The sequence below is a fragment of the Hwangdonia seohaensis genome (assembly GCF_031932625.1).
GTDB lineage: Bacteria > Bacteroidota > Bacteroidia > Flavobacteriales > Flavobacteriaceae > Hwangdonia > Hwangdonia seohaensis.
Window position 1 is genome coordinate 333971 of the sequence record NZ_JAVSCK010000004.1, and the last position, 22754, is coordinate 356724.

Genomic DNA, 22754 nt, shown 5'->3' on the forward strand with positions numbered 1-22754 from the left:
CCTTGAAATTTAAAACCCTCATATTTATAACAGCGGTACTATTGGCTACGTCTTGCGATTTTTTCAAAAAAACCGAAGAAGGCGATCCCGTTGCCAGAGTTAACGAAAGCTATTTGTATTACGACGATATTAAAGATTTAACCACCGAAGCCACGACAAAAGAAGATAGCACATTAATGGTTCAGAACTTTATCAATCGATGGGCAACCCAGCAATTGTTTATTGATGGCGCCATGCTTAATTTAAGCGAGGAACAACAAAAAACATACAATAAATTAGTAGAGCAATATAAAAACGATTTATACACAAAAGCCTATATTGAAGGTTTGGTAAAAAAGAATCTGGACACCACACTTAACAACGATGCGGCCGAAACGTATTACGAAAAAAACAAAGAGGCTTTTAAATTAAACGAAGAGTTGATAAAGCTACGTTATGTGCATGTAGACGAGAATATAATCAACTTTAAAACCATTAAGGAAAGATTTGAACGCTTTAATTTAGAAGATAAAAAAGCGCTGGATTCCATGTCTATTCAATTTAAATCTTTTTCGCTAAACGATTCCATTTGGGTAAGAGTCAATCAGGTTGTGGGTAAAATTGCTGTTATAAACCCGGAAAATAAAAATGAACTGTTAAAAAAATCTAATTTATTACAACTCAAAGATTCATTAGGAGTATATTTGATGCAAATTAATGACGTTTTGCTGCGTAACGATACAGCGCCGCTGGAATATGTTAAGCCAACCATCAAGCAAATAGTTATTAATAAAAGGAAGTTGGAACTTATTAGAGAATTAAAAAAAGATATTACAAAAGATGCTATTAAAAATAAACAATTTGAAATTTACAATTAATTTGAAGCATATATTTATTTTAAGCATAACCTTACTTGCTGTAAATGTTATGGCTGCCCAAGAGATTATTGAAGATGAAGTTAAGGAAACCGCCAAAGAAACAGATACGGTAAAAAGCAATTTTAAAGCGCTAAAGGTTGATGGTGTTGCAGCCGTTGTGGGCGATTATATTGTTTTGGAATCTGATTTAGATAAAGAATACAAGCAGCTGGAAGCCCAAGGTGTAGACATTAAAGTTATAAAACCTTGCGAATTGTTCGGAAAGCTTTTAGAGAATAAATTGTATGCGCACCACGCCGTTCAAGACAGTGTTCAGGTGTCCGATGCCGAAATTCGCCAACAGGTAGATTACACCATACAACAGTTTTTGCAACAAACAGGCGGCTCTATGGAAAAGCTTTTGGAAATTCATAAAAAAGAAGATGAAAAAAGCTATAGAGATGAAATATTCGAGATTATAAAAAACAATCAATTAGCGGCAAGAATGCAAGCTAAAATTGTTGAAGATGTTGATATTACTCCCGATGAGGTTCGTATATTTTTCAACAATATCCCAAAAGACGAAAGACCCATTTTCGGTACGGAATTAAAAGTGGCGCAAATTGTTGCAGAACCAAAAGTATCTGAAGACGAAAAACAAAAGATAATCGACCGATTAAAAGGGTTTAAAGCCGATGTTGTAGAAAACGGAGCTAGTTTCAGGTCTAAAGTGGTGCTTTACGGTCAAGATCCAGGGATGAAAGAATCGGGTTATATCTATACCTTAGATAGAAAAAAACCCAGAATGGTTAAAGAGTTTAGAGATGTTGCCTTTTCATTACAAGAGGGTGAAGTTTCAGATCCTTTTGAAACAGAATTTGGTTTCCATATTATTAAACTTGAAAAAATCAGAGGGCAGCAATACGATATAAGCCATATTTTATTAATTCCTAAAGTTTCCAATGACGCGATTAAAGAAGCCAAAGAACGTCTAGAAAAAGTAAGGGAAAAAATTGTTGCAGGAGATATTACTTTTGCCGATGCAGCACGGGAATCGAGTGACGAAAAAGAAACTAAATTTGATGGTGGCCAATTGATTAATCCGCAAACACAAGACTACAATTTCGAGTTGACCAGAATGGACCCTGAATTATACGCTCAAATACAAAACTTAAAGGATAATGAGATTAGTTTGGTGTTGAGAGAAGAGGACAGGAGAGGCAAAATTAAATTTAAAATTTTAACCGTTACGGATAGAATAGATGAGCACGAAGCAGATTACGCACGCGATTATCTAAAAATAAAGGAACAAGCCTTAAACGAAAAGCGAGTTATTGCGATTGAAAAGTGGCAGCAGGAAAAAATATTGGATACGTATATTAAAATTAGCGGAAAACATAGAGATTGCGATTTTTCTAGTAACTGGTTAAAACAATAAAATATGTCGGATGTAGCTGCCGTAGAACAATTTGTAAAGCGATATAAAGATTTAAAAACCGAAATAGCCAAAGTCATTGTTGGGCAAGATGAGGTAGTAAATCAAATTTTAATTTCAATATTCTCTGGTGGTCACTCTTTGCTTATCGGGGTTCCGGGTTTAGCAAAAACCTTAATGGTAAATACCATTGCACAAGCTTTGGGGCTGGATTTTAAACGCATTCAATTCACACCGGATTTAATGCCCAGTGATATTTTAGGCAGTGAAATTTTGGACGAAGACCGTCATTTTAAATTCATAAAAGGGCCCATTTTCGCCAATATTATTTTAGCCGACGAGATTAACCGTACACCACCAAAAACCCAAGCCGCTTTATTAGAAGCCATGCAAGAACGCGCTGTTACCGTTGCGGGGCATCATTATAAATTAAGTTTACCCTATTTTGTATTGGCCACCCAAAACCCTATTGAACAAGAAGGCACCTATCCGTTACCGGAAGCGCAATTAGACCGTTTTATGTTTGCAATTAATTTGGACTACCCATCTTTTAAAGAAGAAGTTGAGGTTGTAAAAGCAACCACAACAGATAAGCAAATACAGGTAAACGCTTTGTTTTCGGCACAGGAAATTATCGATTTTCAACAGCTTATTCGCCGTATGCCGGTAGCCGATAACGTTGTTGAGTACGCCGTAACCATGGTTGGAAAAACAAGACCAAATACCGATGTTGCAAACGATTTGGTTAAAAATTACATCGATTGGGGCGCGGGCCCACGAGCGTCTCAAAATTTAATTTTGGCCGCTAAAACACATGCCGCGATTCTCGGCAAGTTTTCTCCCGATATTGAGAATGTTCAAGCCGTAGCCCATAGTATTCTAAGACACCGTATTATTAAAAACTACAAGGCCGAAGCTGAAGGTATCACTGAAGATGAGGTTATTAAAAGTTTGTTTTAGTTTTCTTCGATCTCTGATTTTTTGAGTTCTATTGTCAGGTTGAGCGTGTCACACTGAGCGCAGTCGAAATCTCATTATCATCTAAGGTATTTTTTCAACCAAAATAGATTTGAAACCATCTTTTAAATTATCCGTTCGCTTTTGCGGAACATAATTGTAATAATACTTTATATAATCTATCTGCTTTTTGTTTACACAAGGCAAATCACCGTTACCGGTCACCCAAAAAAATGCATCTTCGCTTGGTGAATAAAACTCAAAATCATCAATAATATGTTTGGTATATGTGGTTTCTGTTTTTGTGTTTTTTTCTGGAATAATGATGTTTTTCAATTGAAATGTATTTAATGCCATAGCGAAATTGTTGTTTGTAAAAGCATTCAAATTAATCGTTATAAAAACCGGAATGGCACTTAAAACGATTGCCATAGACACCAAATACAATCCTACTTTTTTGTTTTTTATAAACGTTACAATCACTTGAATGGCTAAAAAGGCAACAAATACGAAAAAGAATCGATATTGAGGCGAAGTAAACCACAATAAAACCAGTTGTAAAATGGCCAAAATATAGATGATAAATAAGCTCGATTTATCTTTGTTTTTATAGGCGATCCAAGGAAAAATAATTAATAAAACTACAAAGACCTTGTTAAACAAACCGTCTAATTTTGGTAAGGTTAGCCAAACCTTTACTTTTTCAAAAAAATCCAATTGCGACACATCCATATTGCTCATGCCTTCTAAGTAAGTGCCAAGTTTGTAAAATTCTAACAGTTCTTTGGGGGCTTTCCAATCAAAATCAACCATATCTATTTGCGAAATCGGGTACAATACATAACCGGAAATAATAGTGTTTTTAGCAATGAATAGTCCTAAAACAGTTATGCTCAAAAACGAATATGGCCACATATCTTTTTTTAAAATGGTATAATTCTTTATAAAAAGTATTAAAACTAAAACCGATAAAAGCACCATAGTCACTTTAACTAAACACAAAAAAAGCATTAAACTTAAAATGATTTTAAAATCGTTTGCGCTGATGTTTTTATACTTTGTAATGAACAGATAAAATATATAGGGCGTTATTAAAAAGACAATTAAATCGGGTGACGGCGCATTGATAAACTGCATGAAAAATAGCGAAAACAAGAGTATCAATCCCAAACCAAAATCTTGAATGTTTTCCCGGTTGCTGTAATGGCTCAATTTTTCAATGGCCAAAAAGCTAAAGATGACAAACAAAAAACCATTCAAATCATTATAAAAATCGGATAAAAAAGGAAAATTAAATCCAGCTTGCAGCATGTGCCACGACGAATTCTGACCCAAAAACATATGCACATTTGCCAATCCTTTTACATAGCCAAACTCGTTAATCCATTTTATGGTTTGAATGTAATAAGTCTCATTATCAATTAAATAGGGCATGGTGCTGCTTTGTGCTAAAATGATAACAAATAAAAACAAATAAAGAATTTTATAGGGAATTTTTAAGTGTTTAAAGGCGTGTAAAACGATGTACCAATAAGTTTTAATCGTTTCTCTGTAACTATAGGTAAGCAAAATATTCAAGCATAAAATGAAGACGTAATATTCAATATGTATTCTAATAAAAAAAGCAAAGAAACTCGAAATTACCGCATAGAAAAACAGCCCTAAAACCTGAAGAATAACAGGGTTACAGCGATTAATTTTAAGAATTTTTGTAAATAGGATGCCAAGGTTTTTAGCGGTAATAAAAATGTAAATCCAACTTAAAAAAATGAGAAGCATGCCGTTGTTGTTTGTTACAAACTTAAGATTATTAAGTATATAAATAGACTGTTATTATTCCGATATTGTTTTTTTCAATGTGGGAATACGAGGATTAAAATCTTGATTTATTGTTAATTTGAAAATTATAAAGTATATATTTTACAGATTCATTATATTATAAGTCGGATTATCTATAGTTATTAAGAATTATTCAAAATTATAATAGATTTGGTTAGAATTTTTTAAAACATCCTATTATTTGTATTTTTGCAAGACTTTCAAAACAGAACAAATTTAAAACATATAAAATATGGCATTTGACATCGACATGATAAAAGGTGTATACACCAAAATGGCAGAACGTGTGAATAAAGCTCGCGAGGTTGTGGGTAAACCATTAACGCTTTCTGAAAAGATATTGTATTCTCATTTGTGGGACGGAAACCCTACAAAAGCGTTTACAAGAGGAAAGGATTATGTGGATTTTGCACCAGATAGAATCGCATGTCAAGATGCAACGGCTCAAATGGCGCTTTTGCAGTTTATGCAAGCTGGAAAAACCAAGGTGGCTGTACCTACAACGGTGCATTGCGACCATTTAATTCAGGCCAAGGAAGGCGCTGCACCCGATTTAAAACATGCCAATAACGTAAGTAGCGAGGTTTTTAATTTTTTGGAATCCGTTTCAAATAAATACGGCATTGGTTTCTGGAAACCTGGTGCTGGAATTATTCACCAAGTAGTATTGGAAAACTACGCATTCCCAGGAGGTATGATGATTGGTACCGATTCGCACACCGTAAATGCCGGTGGATTGGGAATGGTAGCCATTGGTGTTGGTGGGGCAGATGCTGTGGATGTTATGGCTGGTATGGCTTGGGAACTTAAATTCCCGAAACTGATAGGTGTAAGATTAACCGGAAAATTATCTGGTTGGACGGCGCCAAAAGATGTGATTTTAAAAGTAGCAGAAATTCTTACCGTAAAAGGAGGAACTGGCGCTATTGTTGAATACTTCGGACCCGGAGCTACTGCAATGTCATGTACAGGAAAAGGCACCATTTGTAACATGGGTGCTGAAATAGGCGCAACTACGTCTACATTTGGATACGACGATTCGATGGAGCGTTATTTGCGTGCCACCGATAGAGCCGATGTTGCCGATGCTGCAAACGCTGTAAGAGAGCATTTAACGGCCGATGCTGAAGTATATGCAAACCCAGAAAACTATTTTGATCAAGTTATCGATATTAATTTATCTGAATTGGGGCCTTTATTGAACGGTCCTTTTACGCCGGATTTATCAACAACCGTAGGCAGTGAAATGACCGAAAAGGCGAAAGCCAACGATTGGCCAATTGCTGTTGAATGGGGATTGATTGGGTCTTGTACCAACTCGTCATACGAAGATTTATCGCGAGCCTCATCCATTGCGCAACAAGCTTTGGACAAAGGCTTGAAAATGAAATCGGAATTGGGAATCAACCCAGGTTCTGAGCAAGTACGTTACACCGCAGAACGCGACGGTATTTTGGCGGTGTTCGAAAATCTCGACGCTAAAATTTTTACCAATGCATGTGGGCCATGTATTGGGCAATGGGCAAGATATTCAGATCCTAAAAACGCACCAAAAAACAGTATCGTGCATTCGTTTAATAGAAACTTCGCAAAACGTGCCGATGGGAATCCAAACACACACGCTTTTGTAGCTTCACCTGAAATTACAGCTGCTATCGCTATTGCGGGTCGATTGGATTTTAATCCGCTAACCGACAAGTTGATTAACGAAAACGGCGAAGAGGTTATGTTCGAAGAGCCGACAGGATGGGAATTACCACCAAAAGGTTTCGATGTTAAAGACAATGGCTATTTAGCTCCAGAAGCAGACGGAAGCCACGTACAGGTTTCGGTTAAAGACGACTCAGAGCGCTTACAATTGTTAACGCCTTTTGAGCCTATCGGAAACACCATCACAGGTGCCAAATTATTAATTAAAGCCTTTGGTAAATGTACCACCGACCACATTTCTATGGCAGGACCATGGTTGCGTTTCAGAGGGCATTTAGATAATATTGCAAACAACACATTAATAGGAGCCGTAAATGCTTTCAACAAAAAAACAAACTTTGTTAAAAACCAATTAACGGGCGATTATGGTGGCGTACCAGATGTACAGCGCGAGTACAAAAAAGCAGGTATCAAAACCATTGTAGTTGGCGACCATAACTATGGCGAAGGATCGTCCAGAGAGCACGCTGCCATGCAACCAAGACATTTAGGCGTTGCTGCCGTAATTGTAAAATCGTTTGCCCGTATACACGAAACAAACCTTAAAAAACAAGGTATGTTGGGCTTAACTTTTGCCAACGAAAGCGATTACGATTTAATTAAAGAAGATGATACATTCAACTTCACCGATTTAAACGAATTTGCTCCGGGAAAACAATTAACATTGGAAGCCGTTCATGCCGATGGTTCTAAAGATAGCATCAAATTGAACCACACTTATAACGATGCTCAAATCGAGTGGTACAATCACGGTTCGGCACTTAATTTGATTAAGAAGCAAAACGCATAATTTTTTAAAACCTGCAAGGTTATTTATAAAAAAAATCCAGTTTTATAGCTGGATTTTTTTTTGTTTTATAATTTATGGTTTTGGGCGTTACCACAACCCTTAGACTGCGCCCAAGGCAAGTGGTCGGGCTTTCCGCTGTATCTTTTATTTAGCGTCATTGCGAGGAGTGAGCTAACCTGTGCTGAGCATAGTCGAAGTATGGCAATCTGTTAAATTTTAACTCTAAACCAAAGAGCGTTTTCTTGTTTCCAAAAAAAGGATGAGTTTATCCTGAGCTTGTCGAAGGGCATCAATCCCTAACGCACATACTTGCGGGATTGGGTTTATTAAATCAATCGTTAGTTATTTTTTGTAGAGGTTCATCAACAGAAAGGCAGTGTAATGTTGTGAAGTGTGTTGTTTTTTTTTTGGGGACAGCGTGCAAAAACTATTTGCGATACAAAAAGTAATTGTTAACCAAATTTATATATTCCTGTTTGGCTTCGTCTTCCGAAATGTTTTCCGTCTGAAACAATGCATTGGTCTTAAAAGCATTAATGATCGGTTTTTTGCTTCGAGGCTTCCCATAGTCGTTCGTCGCTCTTTTGTAGTAAGCATATAGCTTCAAAAGCGTATCGGCAGGAAAGGGTTCTGCATGCGCATTTACTCGTTTAACCGCGTCTTTAAATTCTATGTCTAATTCATCATTACTCATTAACTTCTGCAATAATACTTTCGCCACCGCGTACTTTTTGGTTAAGCTGTACTTTTATATTGGTATTTAAAGGTAAAAATAAATCAACCCTAGATCCAAATTTTATAAATCCGGAATCCGCACCTTGAATAACCTTATCGTTTTGTTTTGCATAATTAACAATACGTTTTGCCAAAGCACCGGCAATTTGTCTGTAAAGCACTTTTCCGTAAGTTTCGTTTTCTACTACAACCGTTGTGCGTTCGTTCTCTTCGCTCGCTTTTGGGTGCCATGCCACTAAATATTTGCCTTTGTGGTATTTGCTAAAAATAACATGCCCACCAATAGGATAACGTGTTACGTGTACATTTATTGGCGACATAAACACACTTACTTGCAAGCGCTTTTCTTTAAAGTATTCGTTTTCAAAAACCTCTTCGATAACCACCACTTTGCCATCAACGGGAGAGACCACCTGCTTATCGTTAATACCGGTATGTCGTTTAGGGTTTCTAAAAAACTGTAGAATCAATATAAAGAAAGCCAGCAGTACAATTAAAACAAGTGTACGTAACCATGTTATCTGTATTAAGCTATCAACTAATAAAAACGCTGCAACAATAATAACAAGCGTAACAAATATAATTTTATGGCCTTCTTTATGAAACATATTGTAAAATTCTTAAAAATAAATATATAAATGGCGCTGCAAAAATAATACTATCCAATCTATCTAGCAATCCGCCATGTCCGGGCATAATAATGCCACTATCTTTAACGTTGGCTTGTCGTTTAAACTTCGATTCAATTAAATCGCCTAAAGTTCCAAAAACACTAATAATAATACTTAAAATTAGCCAATGTGTAAAGTTTAACGTTTCTGTAAAGGTAGCAATAAAATAGCTTGCAATACAGGAAAAAAACAAACCGCCCATGAAGCCTTCAACGGTTTTTTTGGGTGAAATTTTTTCGAATAGCTTTTGTTTTCCAAAATTTTTACCAACCAGATAGGCAAACGAGTCGTTAACCCAAACTAAAATAAAAGCCCCTAGTAATATGTTGGGATTGTACGTGTAATGGTAATTTGCAATTAAAATCAAGAACACAAAAGCACTTGAAATATAAAACGTGGTAAGAAGATATCGTTTGGAACTAAACAACGGAATAGTTTTTTCGGAAAACAAATCCTTTATTAAAAACAATTGTACAAAAATGGTAATTACCATTAATATTTGAGTGGCCTCGTCTAAACCTGTATTGGTGTTTAAAACGAGTTGCCAATAGCCAAAAACCAGATAAAGCGCTGTAAATATAAAGTAAGGAACGATGCTTTTTAGCTGAATAAGTTTTTTAAACTCACCCATACATATTAAACCAAAAACAAAAAAGAGAATAATTAACGCATGCTCATTAAATAAACAGCCTATTAACAATAAAACGTAAATCAAACCGGATAAGGCTCGTATTAAAGTTTCTTTCATCTGTTTATAAATCTTCTAAAAGGAGTAGATATAGGTTTTTAGCACTGCTACCATAACTTAAAAAATCTTTGTCGTCGTTCGATTTAAAATGCTTTATGGTGGTGATGTTTGTTGGAATTTTTTGTCGGTTTTTAGATTTTATCCCGCGCAAACCTTCGCCTATATTTTCAACAATTTGGCTTGTGGTTGCAAAAACAACAAAGTTGATAGGGAGTTCGGGCAGTTTTTTTTCGAAAATCTGTTTTGAAGAAATCAATAAAGACCCATCGTTTGCTATTAGGTTTTCGCAAGTGGTTAGAAAAAAGGTAGCGTCGCTAATTAATGCCGTGGTTTGTAAATTGCAATTTTTGAACTTGTCTTTTAGGTTTTTGTCTAACACAAGTGTTTTTTTTGTGTTCCACTCGTTTTCATCAATGATGCTTTCTAAGTTTTGAAAGACTTCATTTAAATCTTCACAATACAAAAACTTGCCACCATTAGCTTTAAAGTTTATGGTAAACCTTTCGTCTATTGGTAGTTTTACTTCGGGCATATATTTGCCTCTATCATTGGATTTTAGCTCTTCTGGTGAACTGTCAGATTTTGAACCAAAAATTTTTCTAAAAAGACTCATTTAGGCTGTTGCTATTAACTCCATTTTTCAGGGGTTTATCAAATATAAAAAATCTTAAATTAACCATAGGCTTAATTTAAGATTTTTACTAAAAGCTTAACATAATTTGTTACAAAATTATTCTTTATCTTCCATGGTTTCTTCTTTTTTAGCTTCAATTGGACTTTCTTTTTCAAAAGGACGCTTACCGAATATTTTCTCTAAATTGTCTTTAAAAATAACTTCTTTTTCTAAAAGTACTTCTGCAAGTTCTGTTAATTTATCTTTGTTTTCTTCAAGCAATTTTACAGCTCTTTGGTACTGTTCTTCAATAATTGCAGAGATTTCTTGGTCAATTAATTCAGCGGTTTGTTCACTGTAAGGTTTTGTAAAACCGTACTCGTTTTGCCCCGAGGAATCATAATATGTTAAATTGCCAACTTTTTCGCTAAGCCCGTAAACGGTTACCATGGCTCTGGCTTGTTTGGTCACTTTTTCCAAATCGCTTAATGCGCCCGTAGAAATTTTATTGAAAATAACTTTTTCTGCAGCACGACCACCAAGGGCAGCACACATTTCGTCTAGCATTTGCTCTGGGTGAACAATTAAGCGCTCTTCGGGTAAATACCACGCGGCGCCTAATGAACGACCACGAGGCACAATGGTTACTTTAACCAAAGGCGAGGCGTGCTCAAGCATCCAGCTTACCACAGCGTGACCAGCTTCGTGATATGCCACGGCTTTTTTCTCGCTAGGGGTAATGATTTTATTTTTCTTTTCCAAACCGCCAATAATTCTGTCGACAGCATCTAAGAAATCTTGTTTGTCAACTGCTTTTTTACCGTTTCTGGCAGCAATTAATGCAGCTTCATTACAAACGTTGGCAATATCGGCCCCTGAAAAACCAGGTGTTTGTTTTGATAGAAAATCGATATCTAAATCTTTGGCTTTTTTAAGCGGACGTAAATGCACCTCGAAAATTTCCTTGCGTTCGCGAACATCTGGTAAATCGACAAAAATCTGTCTATCAAATCGTCCGGCACGCATAAGGGCTTTATCTAAAATATCAGCTCTGTTGGTAGCGGCTAGCACAATAACGTTTGTGTTTGTGCCAAAACCATCCATTTCGGTTAGTAATTGGTTTAAGGTGTTTTCGCGCTCGTCGTTACTGCCCGACATGGCGTTTTTACCTCTAGCTCGACCAATGGCATCAATTTCGTCAATAAATATAATGGAAGGTGATTTTTCCTTGGCTTGTTTAAACAAATCGCGCACACGCGATGCACCAACACCAACAAACATCTCCACGAAATCTGAACCAGATAATGAGAAGAATGGCACCTTAGCCTCACCGGCCACAGCTTTTGCCAAAAGGGTCTTTCCTGTTCCTGGAGGGCCAACAAGCAATGCGCCTTTGGGTATTTTACCTCCTAAGGTGGTATACTTTTCAGGGAATTTAAGGAAGTCTACTATTTCCTGTACTTCTTCTTTGGCACCTTCTAATCCCGCTACATCTTTAAAGCTGGTTTTAACCTCGGTGTTTTGATCGAATAGTTTTGCTTTCGACTTTCCGATGTTAAAAATCTGTCCGCCAGCACCACCGCCAGCACCACCAGACATACGGCGCATAATAAATATCCAAACACCAATTAGTAAAACAAATGGTAGGATGCCTATTAAAAAATCGCTTAAATTACTGGTTTCGGTATCAAACTTAATAACCGGCTTGTTTGGTAAATCTTGAGTGATATCATTTAACCTGTTTTCAAAATTCTGAAGATCGCCAAATTCAAATTTATAGTTTGGCAATTTTGTTGCCGAAGGGATAAACGTTTGGGGTTTCGAGTTTTTATGAACTTCTTTAGCCATTGCCTCGGCTGTTAAATACACTTTGGCAACCCGGGTGTTTTTTATAATGTCTACTTTTTCAACATCACCATCTTCCAAGTACTTAAAAAACTCTGATGGTGTGGTTGAATTACCATCTTGATAACTGCCACTACTAAATAATTGAAATCCTAAAAAAATCGCTAGTACAATGCCGTAAATCCAATACGGGCTAAACTTAGGTTTTTTCTCTTTTATGTTTTTTTTATCGTTTGCCATGTGTGTGTTTAGTAACTAGTTTCTATTACTGTTGTTTTTGCATCTCCCCAAAGACTCTCAATATCATAATATTCTCGAATATGTTTTTGAAACACGTGTACAACAATATTAACATAGTCTATTAACACCCATTCGGCATTATCTAAACCTTCAGTATGCCAAGGGTTATCTTTAAGTTCTTTACTTACCTTTTTTTGTATTGAATTGACTATGGCGTTTACTTGTGTGTTTGAAGAACCTTCACAAATTATAAAGTAGTCGCAAACCGTATTTTCAATAGCTCTTAAATCTAAAATGTTTATCTCTTTACCTTTAACATCTTCAATGCCACTTATTATTACAGATATTAACTGATCTGGGCTTATATTTTCTTTCGCCATTAATTTTATTTAATTTATGCAAAGTTATTATTTTTTTAGTTCTTTATACTTTAAAATAATCATAAGATTTTAAAGGTTTAAAACAACTTGTAAATGCGTATAATCAAACTTGATGCCATCGACTCGACAAATTCATTTTTAAAGGAAATGATTTATAGTGAAGCCATTACCGATTATACTATTGTGGTTACCGAACACCAAACCAACGGGCGCGGGCAAATGGGTACAACTTGGGATTCTAAAAGGGGCAAGAACCTTATGTTTAGTATGTTTAAGGACTTAAGCATCCATGTGGTCGAGTTCCCTTTTTATATTAGTATGGCTGTTTCGTTGGCTATTTTAAAAGCTTTAAAAGCCTTAAATATACCCCAAGTGAGTATTAAATGGCCTAACGACATTTTGTCAGCAGATAAGAAAATATGTGGGATTTTAATCGAAAATGTCATAAAAAACAAACTCAACTCCACCATCATTGGAATTGGGATTAATGTAAACCAAACCGAGTTTGACAATCTTCCCCAAGCCTCGTCGTTAAAAAACATTACTGGTGTGCATTATAATTTAGATGAAATTTTGCATCGCATTGTAAAGCATACCAAAGCCTATTCCAAACTTTTGCAAGACGGTAAATACAATGCAGTTAAAAATGAATATGAAGCCAATTTGTTTAGAAAAAACAAACCTTCAACATTTAGAAATGCTGAAGGTGATTTGTTTTCGGGTTTTATAATAGGCGTTACCAAATACGGCAAGCTACAAGTGCTTTTAGAAGACGAAATTGTTAAAAAGTTCGATTTAAAAGAAATTACTTTAATGTACTAAATGGCTTTAGGAATGCTGGTTGCCAAGGTTTCAATAAATTTGCTTATTGGGCCTTTAATCATCATCGCCATCATGGGGTTAAAATCGCCTGTAAATTGCAATTGTACGTCGCTCGTGTCATTTCCTGTTTCAACAATATTGCCAATTAGCGAAAAATCCAATTTACCGCCCGCGGCGCCCAAAACAATTTTGTTTGGCGCTATGGCTTCTTTCTTTTTAAGTATTATTTCGGGCATACCTTTTAATGCAAAAAGGAACTTGTCGTTATCCAAAACTTCAAATTTGCTTATGTTTTCTGGCATTAAAGCTTCAAAATTTTTAACATCCGATAAAAAATCAAAAACTTCCTGAGGTGATTTGCTAACGCTAATTTTTGGTGATTCTAAATTCATTTTGTTGTAATTTGTTTGTCGTTAAGTTGTTAAGCTGATTGAAATCGTTTTTTCGACTAAATGCCTTAACGACCCAAACAACTGACGTTGGTATATCAATTAGCGTTCCATTCGCTCGGGTTGCTGTTCCATTCAGACAAGGTTTCCAATTCTTTTTGAGATATGTAATTGGTTTCCAAAGCCTGTTCAAGTAAACTTTCGTAATTACTTAAGGTGTGCAGGTTTATATTTTCTTTTTTAAAGTTTTCGACCGCCACATCAAAGCCATAAGTAAAAATGGCAACCATACCTTTTACGTTAATATTGGCTTCCTTTAAAGCTTTTACGGCATTTAAGCTGCTTTTGCCTGTGCTAATTAAATCTTCAACCACCACCACATTCTGACCGCTTTCCACAAAACCTTCAATTTGGTTTTTTCGTCCGTGGCCTTTGGCGTCTGGCCTCACATAAATAAAAGGTAATCCCAAATACTCTGCAACCAAAACCCCAATGCCAATGGCGCCTGTTGCAACACCGGCAATAACGTCGGGTTTGCCGTAATGCTTTTCAATTTGTTTGCCCATTATTTCGCGAATGTAGTTGCGAATTGGAGGGAAAGACAAAATAATTCTGTTGTCGCAATAAATTGGCGATTTCCACCCAGAAGCCCAAGTAAACGGTTCTTGCGGGCTAAGTTTTATCGCATTGACTTGTAATAAAACTTCGGCGGTTTTTTTAGCGGTGTTCTTGTTAAAAATCATAAACGCAAAATTACACATAAATTTATTTTTATTTGGCCGAACATTGATGAATAAAATTATTTTTTTTAACATTTGTTAAAATGGCCTTAAAAATGATATTTTTACCAAAACGAAATCAAGCACAACCTGTATGCACAAAATTTTTGTTAACGATAAACCTATAGTTTTAACAACTAAAGTTGAAAAAGAAGACGGCTTTAAAAATTATTTGCTTAAAACGGTAAATATGGGTAAGGTTATTAGAAAGCTTAACAGAACGAAACTTAAAGAGGTGCGGCTTATAGGGAAAAAAGAAAAAAACCTACTTAAAAAATTTCTTAAAAAGTTACCCAATGTAATTGCCGGCGGCGGAAAGGTGTACAATGATAACGGTGAAATTTTGTTTATTTATAGAAATGATAAATGGGATTTGCCTAAAGGAAAAACCGAAGGAAAGGAAACAATCGAGAAAACTGCCATTAGAGAAGTTACCGAAGAAACGGGTGTAAACGGACTTGAAATTACAAAACCTTTAGAAACCACCTACCATATTTTTAAGCGCAACGGACGGTATAAAATTAAAATTACGTATTGGTTTGAAATGAAAACCAGTTTTTCCGGGAATCTTTACCCTCAGGAAAATGAAGGGATTACCAAAGTAGAATGGCTTAACAAAACGCAAACAAAAGAAGCGTTGGAGAATAGCTATGCCAATATTAAGTTGTTGGTTTAATTATTTAATTTCTTTTTCAATAATAACCCAAGTATCCCAAATGTTTTTAAGTAAATGTTTAAAAGCAGCAGAGTCTTTGCCTGTTTCTATCGTATCGAATAAATCGTGCATTTCACCACGAAGTTCAGGGTAATTATTTGTTAATGCCATTATGTTTCGCCACGCTTGTTCATGATTTTTAAATGCCGTTTTAAATTGCTCGGGACAACCCGTAAAATCGAGATTGTTTAATGAATTCGCATAATTGGAAATGGTTTGGCTCAGTGAAATCTTTTCGCATTCATGGTTGCGTATTGTCCCTAAAGAATCATCGGTTTTAATAATTTTTTCAATACAGTCTTTGTTTGCTACCGCATGGTTTTTTCCTTTTTGTTTACAACCAATCAAAACAAAAATTAACACCAGAACGTTTATGTAATTCTTAAACTTCATTTTTAAAATGTTATGATTAAAGTTAATCAATTTATTCGATAAACAGGATACTGCAAGTGCGCTTTTTCGTAGTTTTCGCTTTGTTTGTGCAACCAATCCAATTGGGCGTACCAATTATTTGCAAAGGCTTTATCGTTTTGTTTTTTAGTTTCAAAAGCCATTTTTAATGGTTCATTATTACTTAGTAATTCTTTTGCTTTGTCTTCCCAAACATAGGGCGAAAAACCTTCTTTCTGTTGTAAAATAGTGTCGAAAAAATTCCAGATAAAAAACGAATCTGGTGCTTGTGGCTCTAAGGTTTCAATAATATACCTAAACGAAGGTTGATTGGTTTTTATGAGATAATCACCTTTTCTAAACCTTATGTTTTCTGTTTTTAAAGCTACTGAAACATTGTAGTGCGGATAATGCCCTTCGTAAGCCTGTTGCCGTGTTTTGTAATCTTCAATTTTATAGCTTTCAACGGTAAGTGTCGTATCATTTTTTAAAGTTTGCATTTCAACAGCATTTAATTTTAATAACTCAATAACCCGATGCCAACCTTGTGGAATAATATAAGCTGTCGGTATGTCAATCTCTAAATTCGGTTTAAAATAATTTTGATAAATAACGTTTTTGGTAAACGGTTTGGTTCTGTCGTATTTTAAACGGTCAAACCCTGTAATATCACTTTTTATGGTTTCAGCTTCAAACCCTTTAAAATTTAAAGTTGTGCTTTTTGTGGTATCAATTTCCCAGTTGAGCGTATATGTTTTTTTAGACTGAGTATGATTTGCATTTTTGCGCAATGTTGAAATTTTATCGCCTTGTTCTTCGGTGATTTCAATCATGCTTTTCATCAGTTCGTAAGTACCCTCAACCCTTTGTTTGTAGGGTTTTAACATGTGCGTTTCAACCATCATGCCTAAGGTGTTAAATAGTGCCGTATAACCCGTTGAATAACGCGGGTAATCCATGAATTGAGAAAATCCTTTTTCGGGAACACTATTAAAAACATTAACGTACGGGGTAATATCCCAATTTTTTGCTTTTAGCTTTTCTTCTAATTTAGGTCTCATTTCGGTATGAATATAGTGGCCTAAATCGCCACCAAGTTTGTTGTGCTGCGTAAACAAATGGGTAAGCGTGTATTGGTAATCGGCTCCGTTGCTAACGTGGTTATCTATAAAAACATCGGGTTTTACCAAATGAAAAATCTTAGCAAAGGCCTCAGCGTTTTTAGTATCGCATTTAATAAAATCGCGGTTTAAATCGTAGTTTCTGGCATTGCCTCTAAAACCGTAATCCTTTGGTCCGTTTTGGTTGGTACGTGTGGTTGAGTTTCGGTTTAAACTCCCGCCAACATTGTAAATCGGGATGGTAACGATTACCGTGTTTTTAGCTGCTTTAATCTTGCCATTCACCAAATCCCGAAACAGCATCATGGTAGCATCGACCCCATCGGATTCCCCGGGATGGATGCCATTATTTATTAAAAGAATTCGCTTGCTTTTTCGAATTTTGGAAAAGTCAAATTGCGAATCAACATTTAAAGTAACGATGTGTAAGGGTTTGCCGGAATCGGTGTCACCAATCTCCTGAATTGAAATTTCAGGATACACTTCAGATAACTCAATGTAAAAAGCGATAGTCTGCTCGTATGTGGCTGTTTCAAAACCTTTTGATGTTTCAAAATGGGTTTTAAAATCATACTTTTTTTGTGCATGTGTATTAAAAAAACACACGGTTAAAAATAATGCAGTTATAATGATTCTCATTGTTTTTGGTTTTTTGTTTTAAATATGACAAAAAATAATCATTTTATATAAAAATGTTTTAATTATAATATTTAATTTTTCTACACAAATTGTACTTGAAAAAAATAAGTTAACTTACAGTACTTGTATTTTGTTTAAAAGTTTAACAGCAATAAGCTAATTTAAAATTTATAGGCTCTCGTTTAAAAATGTATATGAAGATTTGTAAGCTATCTTTTGGTGAAATAGTCATTTTAAGTAAAAATATGCCGAAGTTATCGTTGATGAAGGTATTCTTTTTGATGAAATTATGGTTGACGAGTACCACGATTTTTTATTGAACAGTTTAGACGCTCCATTTGGCGTATTAATTAATAAAAAGAATGCGTATACCTATACTTTTGGTGCTCAAAAAAAAATTCTTTTACTAGATAAAATAAAGGCCAGAGCTGTTGTAACCCAAACAAGTGCTGCGCTAATGGCTTCTAAAACGTTAATTGCCATTAGTGGAAGTACACAGCATAATATTAAATTTTTTATGGACAGAGAGACGGCATTAATTTGGTTAAATAAAGAATTATCGCTGTAGTTTTCTCAAACGTTTTAGGGTCTTCAAAAGCAAAATATAGTACTTCTAACTTGCATGCCAGCATATTAAATGTAAATTTGCAACCTCAAAAAAACACCCATGACAGAGTTTATTAGAAAGCGTACCGCAAATGCCAAGAATGATATTTTAAGCGGTATTACCGTGGCATTGGCATTAGTGCCCGAAGCCGTAGCCTTTGCATTTGTTGCTGGCGTAGACCCGCTAGTTGGCTTGTATGCCGCTTTTATGATTGGTTTGATAACTTCTGTTTTTGGAGGTCGCCCGGGCATGATAAGTGGTGCAACCGGGGCATTGGCGGTGGTTATGGTAAGTTTGGTTGCCGAAGGAAACGCCATGGGAGCAGAAGGCGAAGACTTAGGCCTGTACTATTTATTTGCAACCGTTATTTTAATGGGAGCCATACAAATGTTGGCCGGCATTCTTAAATTGGGGAAGTTTGTAAGATTGATACCGCACCCTGTAATGATGGGCTTTGTAAATGGATTGGCCATTGTGATTTTCTTATCGCAATTAGGCATGTTTAAAGATGCAAACGGTGATTGGTTTTCAGGAAATAGTATGTGGATTATGGTTGGTCTTGTAGCCTTAACTATGGGTATTATGTTTGGTTTGCCAAAACTCACCAAAAAACTTCCCGAAGCCTTAATTGCTATTTTAGTGGTTTCAGCGATAGTGATTTTCGGAAACTTAGATGTGGCAACCGTTGGCAGTTTTATTCGCGATGGCGGCGGCGAAGGCCTAAAAGGGGGATTGCCACAGTTTCAAACCGATATATTTAGCAAAGTACCGTTCAATTTAGAAACCATAAAATTTATTTTTCCTTACGCTTTAATTCTTGCTGCCATTGGTTTAATAGAATCTTTAATGACACTAAATTTAATTGACGAATTAACCGAAACCAGAGGAAACACCAACAAAGAATGTTTAGCCCAAGGTGGCGCCAATATTGTCACCGGATTTTTTGGTGGTATGGGCGGTTGTGCCATGATTGGGCAATCGTTAATTAACATAAAAGGTGGCGGTCGTGGTAGATTGTCGGGTATTGTTGCCGCATTAATGTTATTGGTATTTATCCTTTTTGCATCCGGACTTATCGAGCAAGTGCCCATCGCAGCCTTAGTGGGCGTTATGTTTATGGTGGTTATAGGCACATTTGCGTGGAGTAGTTTCAGGATTTTAAACAAAATCCCGCTAAGCGACGTTATTGTTTTGGTCGCGGTATCGGCCTTAACCGTTATTTTCGATTTGGCCATTGCCGTAATTGCCGGTGTGATTATTAGTGCTTTGGTGTTTTCGTGGGAAAACGCAAAACGCATTCGCGCCCGTAAACGTATGAAGGAAGATGGTACTAAGATTTACGAAATATGGGGCCCATTATTCTTCGGATCCATTATAGCGTTTAACGAAAAATTTGACGTAAAAAACGACCCTGAAAATGTGGAAGTCGATTTTGTAGAATCCCGTATTAGCGACCATTCGGCTATCGAAGCCATCTTTAATTTGGTTAATAAATACGAAGCTGCGGGTAAATCGATTAAATTAAAACACTTAAGCGAAGATTGTAAAATTCTGCTATACAAGTCAAGCCCTAAGTTTAGGGAAGTTATCGTTGAGGCTATCGACGACCCACGTTATCATTTAGCCGAAAACCCAGAGGCTTTCACCAAAGGACTTTCGGAGTATAAGTTTTGATATGGTTGGAAGTTGGAAGTTAGAAGTTGGAAGATGGAAGTTAGAAGTGGCTAGTGCCAACTGAAACTGCAAACTAAATTCACCTTATAGGTCTTTTAAGTTGTTCTTTTACACGGTCAAACGATTTTTTACTAGCGCGTTCCCATCGGTAAATTTTATGCTTTTTACCTTTATTAGCTTCACGTTTTTTGTCGTTTTCGCGTTTTTCTTTGACCCAATTAAAACGCTTTTGAATAATGGTAGAAACTAACTCATCATCGCAACCAATAAGTTCAAGTGCATTTAAAGCAGCAATCGAGACGCTTTGAATTTTATCATTCATAGCTTCAAAAAGCACCGGAATAGAAGACGTATATCCCGTTTTTCCAAGCGCATCAGCAGCCAATACTCTTGTTTTATAGTTCCCATGTTTTAAAGCATATTCTAATTTTTCAACGTCGTCGGTATACATCCATAAACGTATGGTTCTTGCTGATGGCTGAACAAAATTGAGTCTAAAAAGCAAATATATAATTTGATGGAACATAAGTTCTTAAATAAATCATTTACTTATTAGTATGAAATAAGTAGGAATTGTTACATAAAATTAGTTTGATGTTATGTGTAAAATAAGTCATCATCAACTACAAGCGTAGTAAGTTCGACGGTATGATTATCGGGGTCTTTCAGATAAATAGAACGAAAATAATGATGATCTTGAAATTGAAAAGGTTCATTAATGCTATTAAAATATTCTTGCGCTTTTTTAAAATCGATATTTGAAACATTAAAGGCGAAGTGATCAATTTTAATGTTTTTTGATAATTGATTAAGTTTTTCATCATCAAGATTTGCTGGAAAAATAGCGACTCCAATTTTTCCTGAAAGCATAAATACAGGAAATTCACCCCATTTTTCAAGTTGATATTTTTTTAATCCCAAAACGTTTGAATACCATTTAATAGATTCATTCATGTTTTTAACACGAATGGCAACGTGGTCTAAAAAGTTAATGCTAAACATTATTTTATGCGTACACTAATAGGAACCAACTTTGTATAATCGCCATTGTTTCTAATTACATCGCGTACAATGGAAGATGCGATATACGATGTTCTCGCTGAAGTTAGTAGAAATACTGTTTCAATAGGTGCTAAATCCCTATTGGTATGTGCAATGGCTTTTTCAAACTCAAAATCGGCTGGGTTTCGGAGGCCACGTAAAATAAATTCCGCTTCAATTTTTTTGCAAAAATCTACGGTTAAACCTTCGTAAGTCATCACCTTGATTTTGGGTTCGCCGGCAAAAGTATCTTCAATAAATTTTTTGCGTTCTTCTAACGAGAACATGTATTTTTTATCGGCATTTATGCCAATAGCCACAATTATCTCATCAAAAAGCGTGACGCCTCTTTTAATAATATCGTAATGTCCTAACGTAATCGGGTCAAAAGACCCTGGAAATATAGCGCGTTTCATAAGCCCCTCTTAATCTCCCCAAAGGGGAGAAATTAATATATTGTAAATATAAGCTTCTTAAATTTATTATTCACAATTGTTTCCCTCCTTTGGAGGGATTAAGGTAGGCTTTTCAAAGCTTCTTCAATGGCATTATCGAATAAATCTGCTAACGGTATACCGGCAGCGGCGGCTTGTTGTGGCAATATGCTTTCTCTGGTTAAACCAGGAATGGTGTTTACCTCCAGCAAATGCGGCTCACCGTCCTTAAATATATATTCGCTTCGGCTAAAGCCTTTCATTTTTAAAATCTCGTAAACCTTTTTGGCCATTTTAGTTACTTTTTCTTCTTGCTCCGCACTTAATCTGGCCGGTGTAATTTCCTGGGATTTACCTAAATATTTGGCTTCGTAATCAAAAAAATCATTTTCGGTTACTATTTCTGTAATGGGCAGCACTTTGGTTTTATTTTTAAACGAAATAACACCAACCGATACTTCAACACCATCTAAAAACGATTCAATAATAATTTCATCATCTTCTTTAAAAGCTACGTTGATAGCGTTTTTTAAATCTTCCTTTTTATGCACTTTAGTAATGCCAAAACTACTGCCTGCTTTGTTGGCTTTTACAAAACAAGGCAAACCCACTTTGGCAATTATTTCATCGTTATTTATGTCATCTCCAAAATTTATATAAAACGACTCGGCGGTTTTTATGCCGTAAGGTTTTAAAGTGCTTAGGCAATCGCGTTTATTAAAGGTTAAAGCCGCTTGGTACATGCCACAGCTTGTGTGCGGCATATTTATTAATTTAAAATAGCCTTGCATAAAACCATCTTCTCCGGGCGCCCCGTGAATGGCATTAAACACACAATCGAAAGTGATTTTTTCGGCTTTAACGGTAACCGAAAAATCATTTTTATCGATAGGAAATTCCTCATCGTCATCATTAACATAAACCCATTTGTCTTTAAAAATATGAATGCGATAGGCGTTGTATTTAGACTTATCTAAAGTTTCAAAAACCACGTTTCCGCTTTTTAATGAGATTTTGTATTCGCTGGAATAGCCTCCCATAATAATGGCAATATTTTTCATATATAATTTTTTTATCATTCCCTTGAAGAAGGGAATCTCATCCATTTTTCATTCCTCCTTTTGTCTTCGCTCAAGAAAAACTTCGGTGGTAACCTCTTTTTGTTTTTTTAAATTTTACGACATACATTGAAAACTGGTTTTAAAGTTTAAACGGATTTCTACAGCGCGTTAGGGATAGTAGTGGAAAGCCCACAGCCCGAAGGTGCGAGGACTTGCAACGGATAGCCCGACCCCATGCCTGAACGCAGTGGAAGGGTTGGGGAAACGCCCAAAATATTTAAGC

23 protein-coding genes are annotated in these 22754 nt (G+C 35.8%); 8 read left to right on the plus strand and 15 right to left on the minus strand.

The window, feature by feature from the left end:
- Positions 1–2: 2 nt before the first annotated feature.
- From RNZ47_RS14365 to RNZ47_RS14375, 3 genes are read left to right on the plus strand one after another with little or no spacing between them, the layout of a single operon-like run.
- A complete protein-coding gene (locus RNZ47_RS14365; protein ID WP_311941669.1) occupies positions 3–857 on the plus strand; it encodes a peptidyl-prolyl cis-trans isomerase in 855 nt (284 codons plus the stop codon).
- Positions 820–2274, plus strand: a complete 1455-nt coding sequence (locus tag RNZ47_RS14370) for a peptidylprolyl isomerase (protein ID WP_311941672.1) — start codon at positions 820–822, stop codon at positions 2272–2274. Before RNZ47_RS14365 ends, RNZ47_RS14370 begins: the two co-directional genes overlap by 38 nt.
- Before the next feature lie 3 nt (positions 2275–2277).
- Positions 2278–3231 carry an AAA family ATPase gene (locus RNZ47_RS14375; protein ID WP_311941675.1) on the plus strand — a complete coding sequence of 318 codons (954 nt, stop codon included), beginning with the start codon at positions 2278–2280 and terminating at the stop codon, positions 3229–3231.
- A gap of 81 nt (positions 3232–3312) precedes the next feature.
- Here RNZ47_RS14375 and RNZ47_RS14380 read toward each other — a convergent pair whose 3' ends face one another.
- Positions 3313–5007: a DUF8201 family protein gene (locus tag RNZ47_RS14380; protein WP_311941677.1), complete on the minus strand. Its 1695-nt coding sequence runs from the start codon at positions 5005–5007 to the stop codon at positions 3313–3315.
- A gap of 292 nt (positions 5008–5299) precedes the next feature.
- Here RNZ47_RS14380 and RNZ47_RS14385 point away from each other — a divergent pair, with 292 nt between their 5' ends.
- Positions 5300–7567: an aconitate hydratase gene (locus RNZ47_RS14385; protein ID WP_311941680.1), complete on the plus strand. Its 2268-nt coding sequence runs from the start codon at positions 5300–5302 to the stop codon at positions 7565–7567.
- 427 nt (positions 7568–7994) lie between these two features.
- On the opposite strand, the gene RNZ47_RS14390 is transcribed toward RNZ47_RS14385, so the two are convergent.
- The 6 genes from RNZ47_RS14390 to rsfS form a co-directional block, all read right to left on the minus strand.
- The gene (locus RNZ47_RS14390; RefSeq protein WP_311941683.1) at positions 7995–8261 is read right to left on the minus strand and encodes an acyl-CoA-binding protein; all 267 of its coding nucleotides are present in this window, start codon (positions 8259–8261) and stop codon (positions 7995–7997) included.
- Positions 8254–8910 (minus strand): phosphatidylserine decarboxylase family protein, encoded by a 657-nt coding sequence (locus RNZ47_RS14395; RefSeq protein ID WP_311941686.1) that lies wholly within the window; start codon positions 8908–8910, stop codon positions 8254–8256. Before RNZ47_RS14395 ends, RNZ47_RS14390 begins: the two co-directional genes overlap by 8 nt.
- The gene (locus RNZ47_RS14400; protein ID WP_311941688.1) at positions 8900–9721 is read right to left on the minus strand and encodes a phosphatidate cytidylyltransferase; all 822 of its coding nucleotides are present in this window, start codon (positions 9719–9721) and stop codon (positions 8900–8902) included. Before RNZ47_RS14400 ends, RNZ47_RS14395 begins: the two co-directional genes overlap by 11 nt.
- A 4-nt stretch (positions 9722–9725) precedes the next feature.
- Positions 9726–10334, minus strand: coding sequence for an LUD domain-containing protein (locus RNZ47_RS14405; protein WP_311941691.1), 609 nt, complete (start codon positions 10332–10334; stop codon positions 9726–9728).
- A gap of 117 nt (positions 10335–10451) precedes the next feature.
- Complete coding sequence (ftsH, locus tag RNZ47_RS14410) at positions 10452–12419, minus strand: ATP-dependent zinc metalloprotease FtsH (protein ID WP_311941694.1); 1968 nt, start codon at positions 12417–12419, stop codon at positions 10452–10454.
- A gap of 8 nt (positions 12420–12427) precedes the next feature.
- Complete coding sequence (rsfS, locus tag RNZ47_RS14415; protein ID WP_311941697.1) at positions 12428–12799, minus strand: ribosome silencing factor; 372 nt, start codon at positions 12797–12799, stop codon at positions 12428–12430.
- 93 nt (positions 12800–12892) lie between these two features.
- On the opposite strand from rsfS, the gene RNZ47_RS14420 reads away from it, so the two are divergent.
- Positions 12893–13621: a biotin--[acetyl-CoA-carboxylase] ligase gene (locus RNZ47_RS14420; protein ID WP_311941701.1), complete on the plus strand. Its 729-nt coding sequence runs from the start codon at positions 12893–12895 to the stop codon at positions 13619–13621.
- Here RNZ47_RS14420 and RNZ47_RS14425 read toward each other — a convergent pair.
- Positions 13618–14013 (minus strand): SRPBCC family protein, encoded by a 396-nt coding sequence (locus RNZ47_RS14425; protein WP_311941706.1) that lies wholly within the window; start codon positions 14011–14013, stop codon positions 13618–13620. The two genes, RNZ47_RS14420 and RNZ47_RS14425, sit on opposite strands and share 4 nt — an antisense overlap.
- Positions 14014–14108: 95 nt before the next feature.
- Positions 14109–14753, minus strand: a complete 645-nt coding sequence (gene pyrE / locus RNZ47_RS14430; RefSeq protein ID WP_311941709.1) for an orotate phosphoribosyltransferase — start codon at positions 14751–14753, stop codon at positions 14109–14111.
- A 130-nt stretch (positions 14754–14883) separates the two neighbouring features.
- Here pyrE and RNZ47_RS14435 point away from each other — a divergent pair, with 130 nt between their 5' ends.
- Positions 14884–15465 carry an NUDIX hydrolase gene (locus RNZ47_RS14435; protein WP_311941713.1) on the plus strand — a complete coding sequence of 194 codons (582 nt, stop codon included), beginning with the start codon at positions 14884–14886 and terminating at the stop codon, positions 15463–15465.
- Here RNZ47_RS14435 and RNZ47_RS14440 read toward each other — a convergent pair whose 3' ends face one another.
- Entirely contained in the window at positions 15466–15897 is a 432-nt protein-coding gene (locus RNZ47_RS14440) for a hypothetical protein (RefSeq protein ID WP_311941716.1), read from the minus strand. It abuts the gene before it with no gap.
- A gap of 26 nt (positions 15898–15923) precedes the next feature.
- Positions 15924–17654, minus strand: a complete 1731-nt coding sequence (locus RNZ47_RS14445) for a M14 family metallopeptidase (RefSeq protein WP_311941720.1) — start codon at positions 17652–17654, stop codon at positions 15924–15926.
- Between the two features lie 289 nt (positions 17655–17943).
- Between RNZ47_RS14445 and RNZ47_RS14450 the strand changes: the two genes are divergently transcribed.
- Together RNZ47_RS14450 and RNZ47_RS14455 are read left to right on the plus strand one after the other, a co-directional pair.
- Positions 17944–18222: a hypothetical protein gene (locus tag RNZ47_RS14450; RefSeq protein WP_311941723.1), complete on the plus strand. Its 279-nt coding sequence runs from the start codon at positions 17944–17946 to the stop codon at positions 18220–18222.
- A 99-nt stretch (positions 18223–18321) separates the two neighbouring features.
- Positions 18322–19935 (plus strand): SulP family inorganic anion transporter, encoded by a 1614-nt coding sequence (locus RNZ47_RS14455; protein WP_311941727.1) that lies wholly within the window; start codon positions 18322–18324, stop codon positions 19933–19935.
- A 79-nt stretch (positions 19936–20014) separates the two neighbouring features.
- On the opposite strand, the gene RNZ47_RS14460 is transcribed toward RNZ47_RS14455, so the two are convergent.
- From RNZ47_RS14460 to RNZ47_RS14475, 4 genes are all read right to left on the minus strand, one after another.
- Positions 20015–20440: a HEAT repeat domain-containing protein gene (locus RNZ47_RS14460; RefSeq protein WP_311941731.1), complete on the minus strand. Its 426-nt coding sequence runs from the start codon at positions 20438–20440 to the stop codon at positions 20015–20017.
- 92 nt (positions 20441–20532) lie between these two features.
- Positions 20533–20937 (minus strand): VOC family protein, encoded by a 405-nt coding sequence (locus tag RNZ47_RS14465; RefSeq protein ID WP_311941733.1) that lies wholly within the window; start codon positions 20935–20937, stop codon positions 20533–20535.
- Positions 20937–21392, minus strand: a complete 456-nt coding sequence (gene coaD, locus RNZ47_RS14470; protein ID WP_311941737.1) for a pantetheine-phosphate adenylyltransferase — start codon at positions 21390–21392, stop codon at positions 20937–20939. The genes RNZ47_RS14465 and coaD overlap by 1 nt, the downstream gene beginning before the upstream one ends.
- Before the next feature lie 98 nt (positions 21393–21490).
- On the minus strand, positions 21491–22471 hold the full coding sequence (locus RNZ47_RS14475) for a D-alanine--D-alanine ligase (protein WP_311941740.1): 981 nt from the start codon (positions 22469–22471) through the stop codon (positions 21491–21493).
- Positions 22472–22754 lie beyond the last annotated feature (283 nt).